The organism is Pseudonocardia terrae (assembly GCF_021343995.1).
Classification (GTDB): Bacteria; Actinomycetota; Actinomycetes; order Mycobacteriales; family Pseudonocardiaceae; genus Pseudonocardia; species Pseudonocardia terrae.
On sequence record NZ_JAJTTE010000121.1, the window covers coordinates 1 to 4,429 of the forward strand.

4 protein-coding genes are annotated in these 4,429 nt (G+C 74.4%); 2 read left to right on the forward strand and 2 right to left on the reverse strand.

Annotated elements, in window-relative coordinates; translation table 11 throughout:
• Positions 1-23: 23 nt before the first annotated feature.
• Positions 24-1,307: an MFS transporter gene (locus LWC33_RS34280; protein WP_233308873.1), complete on the reverse strand. Its 1,284-nt coding sequence runs from the start codon at positions 1,305-1,307 to the stop codon at positions 24-26.
• 71 nt (positions 1,308-1,378) lie between these two features.
• On the opposite strand from LWC33_RS34280, the gene LWC33_RS34285 reads away from it, so the two are divergent.
• Positions 1,379-2,335 carry a GlxA family transcriptional regulator gene (locus tag LWC33_RS34285; protein ID WP_233308874.1) on the forward strand — a complete coding sequence of 319 codons (957 nt, stop codon included), beginning with the start codon at positions 1,379-1,381 and terminating at the stop codon, positions 2,333-2,335.
• Between the two features lie 10 nt (positions 2,336-2,345).
• Here LWC33_RS34285 and LWC33_RS34290 read toward each other — a convergent pair whose 3' ends face one another.
• Entirely contained in the window at positions 2,346-2,945 is a 600-nt protein-coding gene (locus tag LWC33_RS34290; protein WP_233308875.1) for an LLM class flavin-dependent oxidoreductase, read from the reverse strand.
• 221 nt (positions 2,946-3,166) lie between these two features.
• Here LWC33_RS34290 and serC point away from each other — a divergent pair, with 221 nt between their 5' ends.
• The gene (gene serC / locus LWC33_RS34295) at positions 3,167-4,300 is read left to right on the forward strand and encodes a phosphoserine transaminase (RefSeq protein WP_233308876.1); all 1,134 of its coding nucleotides are present in this window, start codon (positions 3,167-3,169) and stop codon (positions 4,298-4,300) included.
• Positions 4,301-4,429: the final 129 nt, after the last annotated feature.

Consider the following 4,429-nt stretch of genomic DNA (forward strand, 5'->3'; position numbering starts at 1 on the left):
CCCCCCCCCCCCCGCTCCCCTCCTCAGGCGGGCTCGGGGACCGGGGCCGGGACGCGGACGCGGCGGATCGCCAGCGACGCGGTCGCGGCCAGCACGCAGAGCACCGCGCCGCCGTACCAGGCGGCGTCGTAGCTGCCGAGGGCGTCGCGGACGAGCCCGGCGGCCAGCGCCGCGGCCGCGGCACCGAGCTGGTGGCTCGCGAACACCCAGCCGAAGACGATCGGGGCCGTCGGCCCGAACCACTCGCGGCACAACGCCATCGTGGGCGGCACGGTCGCGACCCAGTCCAGGCCGTAGAAGATCACGAAGGCGAAGATGCTGGCGTTCAGGTCGGCGCCGAACAGCGGCACGAGCAGGGCCAGCGACACCCCACGCAACGCGTAGTAGGTGCCCAGCAGCAGCCGCGGGTCGAAGCGGTCGGTGAGCCAGCCGGAGAAGATGGTCCCGGCCAGGTCGAAGATCCCGACCAGGGCGAGCAGGCTCGCCGCCGTCGTCGCCGGCATGCCGTGGTCGTGCGCGGCGGGCACGAAGTGCGACTGGACGAGGCCGTTCGTGGTGGCGCCACAGACGAAGAACCCCGCCACGAGCAGCCAGAACGTCCGCTTCCGCGCGACCCCGATCAGCGTCCCGACGGCCAGCCGGGCGGCCCCGGACCGGATCGGCTCGACGACGTCGGCCTCGGTGCCGCCGTAGGGCAGCGCGCCGACGTCGGCCGGGCGGTTGCGCAGGAGCAGCAGCACGACCGGCACCACGACCAGCGCCGCACAGGCCACGGTGATCGACGCGACGCGCCAGCCCGAGCTCTCGACGAGGTGCGCGATCACCGGCAGGAAGATCAGCTGCCCGGTGGCGTTGGCGGCGGTGAGGATCCCGGTGACGAGGCCGCGGCGGGCCACGAACCAGCGCCCGACCACCGTCGCCACCAGCGACATCGCCATCGACCCGGTCCCGAGCCCGACGATCACGCCCCAGAGCAGCACGAGCTGCCACGACTCCGTCATGAACACGGTGAGGCCCGCGCCCACGGCCACCATCGCCAGCGCGACCGCGACCACCTGCCGCACCCCGAAGCGTTCCATCAGCGCGGCCGCGAACGGGGCGGTCAGCCCGAACAGCGCCAGGTTCACCGAGAGCGCCACCGAGATCTCCCCGATGGACCAGCCGAACTCGGAGTGCAGCGGCTCGACCATCACACCGGGTGTCGACCGGAAGCCGGCCGCCCCGATGATCGCCAGGAAGGTCGCCACGGCCGCCCACCACGCGGGGTGCAGGCGCCGTCGGCGCACGGAGCTGCTGAGTTCACTCACGCGATGCAGCGTCGCCGATCCGCGCCGTCGACGGAAGTGGCCGAACAGCCACTCTGTGAAAGAATCCGGCCATGCACCGGGTCGTCGTCCTGGCCATGCCGAGCGTGATCGCGTTCGAGCTCGGGCTGCCGCACAAGCTGATGGGCGGCGCCGCCGGACCGGCCGGCGAGCCGCTCTACGACGTCCGGGTCACCACGCTCGACGGCGGGCCGGTCCGGACCTCGGCGGGATACTCGGTGCTGCCCGAGCACGGGCCGGAGATCCTCGGCGAGGCCGACACGCTCGTCGTCCCCGGGCACCTCGACGGCACCTGGATGACCCGCGGCACCATCGACCCACGGGTCGCGGAGGTGCTGCGCGGCGCGGGCCGGGTGATGTCGATCTGCACCGGGGCGTTCGTGCTCGCCGCCGCGGGGCTGCTCGACGGTCGCCCCGCGACCACGCACTGGCGCTGGACGAACCGCTTCCGCCGGCTCTACCCGCGGGTCGCGCTGGACCCCGACGTCCTGTTCGTCGACGACGGCGACGTCCTCACCTCGGCGGGCAACGCCGCCGGGATCGACCTGTGCCTGCACGTCGTCCGGCGCGACCACGGGGCCGAGGTCGCGGCGACGGTGGCGCGCCGGGCCGTCGTCGCCCCGTGGCGGGAGGGCGGGCAGTCGCAGTTCGTCGAGGCACCGGTGCCGGAGGTGGCCGGCGCGGGCACCGCGGCCGCGCGGGCCTGGGCGCTCGACCACCTCGACGCCCCGATCGGGCTCGACGAGCTGGCCGGGCGGGCGGCGATGAGCGTGCGGACCTTCACCCGGCGGTTCCGTGCCGAGACCGGCGAGAGCCCCGGGCGCTGGCTCACCACGCAGCGGGTGCACCGCGCCCGGCGGCTCCTGGAGACCACGGACCTGCCGGTCGAGCGGGTCGCGGAGCGGTGCGGGTTCGGCACCATGGTGTCGCTGCGCCAGCACCTCCACGCGACGATCGGGATGTCGCCGCTGGCCTACCGGCGGATGTACCGAGCCCCGGAAGGCGCCTGACGCGGGTGGCTCAGGCGACCCCGACCAGCGCGAGCGCCCGCACGGCTTCGGCGAACTCGGCGAGCTCCCGGCCGACGTCGTCGCCGGTGGGGCGCAGCAGCAGCCCGGCCGGCCGCAGCCGCGCGACGATGCGGTGCAGGTCCGCGCCGCGCGTCACCTCGACGACGGTGCGCAGGGCGGCCCCGCGCGGCGAACGCACGCCGAAGGTCACGGGCAGGTACTCGGCCGCACCCGGCCGGCCGACCCACGCCGGGACACCGTTCACGCCGTGCTCGCGCTGGAGCACCTCGCGGACCGCGGTCGCGTGGGCCTCCGGGTCCGGCCCGGCGCCGCCGGGCAGCCCGACGACCAGCTCGGCCCGGCCGCGGGCCCGCGCGGCCAGGTCGGCGAGGGCTCCGGCGTCGGCCGCCGCGCGGCGCCAGTGCCCGCCGACCGCCAGGCCGATGCGGATCCGCGAGGTCCGCTCGGCGGCGACGGCGAGGGCCATCCCCGCGTCGGGATAGCTGCGCGGCGCCTCGTGGCACCACGCGCGGGCGTAGCCGAGCTCCTCGGCCAGCGCGACGTGCTCGGGCGTCGCCACCCCTGCGGCGAGCGCGCAGTCGATCTCCATCCCGGACCTCCGTCCCGTGTTCAGACCCGGTATCTCGATCGATCAGGATGGAACGTTGCAGTTTCGGGCGACACAGCGGGGTGGTTCGCTCGAACGGCGGCCCGGCTGCGCCGCTTCGGTGACGAGTCCTTCACTGTGCCGGCCGGATCCGCCCGGCCACCCTCCGTACAGGGAGCAACCCGCCACCCCGGACCCTTCCCCGGCTTGCGACACTGGGGTACGTGACCGCGTCGACCAGCACCGACCTGCAGATCCCCGCCGACCTCCTCCCGGGCGACGGGCGGTTCGGCTGCGGACCGTCCAAGGTCCGCCCCGAGCAGCTCCGGGCGCTCGCGGACGCCGCGGACGTGATGGGCACCTCCCACCGGCAGAAGCCGGTGAAGTCCCTGGTCGGGCGCGTGCGCGCCGGCCTGCGCGAGCTGTTCTCGCTGCCCGAGGGCTACGAGGTCGTGCTCGGCGACGGCGGCTCCACCGCCTTCTGGGACGCCGCCGCCTTCGGCCTGGTCCGCGAGCGGTCGCTGCACCTGACCTACGGCGAGTTCTCCTCGAAGTTCGCCGACACCACCAAGGGCGCGCCGTTCCTCGCCGACCCGGTGATCGTCTCCGCCGAGCCGGGCAGCGCGCCCGCGCCGACCGCCGACCCGTCGTGCGACGTCCTGGCCTGGGCCCACAACGAGACCTCCACCGGCGTCGCGGTGCCGGTCGTGCGGCCGGAGTCCTCGATCGACGGCCAGCTCGTGGTGATCGACGCGACCTCGGGCGCCGGCGGCCTGCCCGTCGACATCACCCAGTCGGACGCCTACTACTTCGCGCCGCAGAAGGGCTTCGCGTCCGACGGCGGGCTCTGGATCGCGCTGCTCTCCCCGGCCGCGCTCGGCCGGGTCGCCGAGCTGGCCGCGGGCGACCGCTGGATCCCGCCGTTCCTGTCGCTGGCCACCGCCGTCGACAACTCGTCCAAGGACCAGACCTACAACACTCCGGCCGTCGCGACGCTGATCATGCTCGCGGACCAGATCGAGTGGATGCTCGGCCTCGGCGGGCTGGACGCCTGCGTGGCGCGCACCAAGGACTCCTCGAGCCGGCTGTACTCCTGGGCCGAGAAGTCCGAGTACGCCACGCCGTTCGTGACCGACCCGGCGCACCGCTCCCAGGTCGTCGGCACGGTAGACTTCGCCGACTCCGTCGACGCCGCGGCCGTCGCGAAGATCCTCCGCGCCAACGGGATCGTCGACACCGAGCCGTACCGCAAGCTGGGCCGCAACCAGCTGCGGATCGGCATGTTCCCGGCGGTCGAGCCCGAGGACGTCGCCGCCCTGATCACCTGCATCGACTGGGTCGTCGAGCGGCTGGGCTGAGCGGAGCTTGCGGAGCGGACATCGACGCTGAGCGGAGCTTGCAGAGCGGACATCGGCGCTGAGCGGAGCTTGCGGAGCGGACATCGGCGCTGAGCGGAGCTTGCGGAGCGGACATCGGCGCTGAGCGGA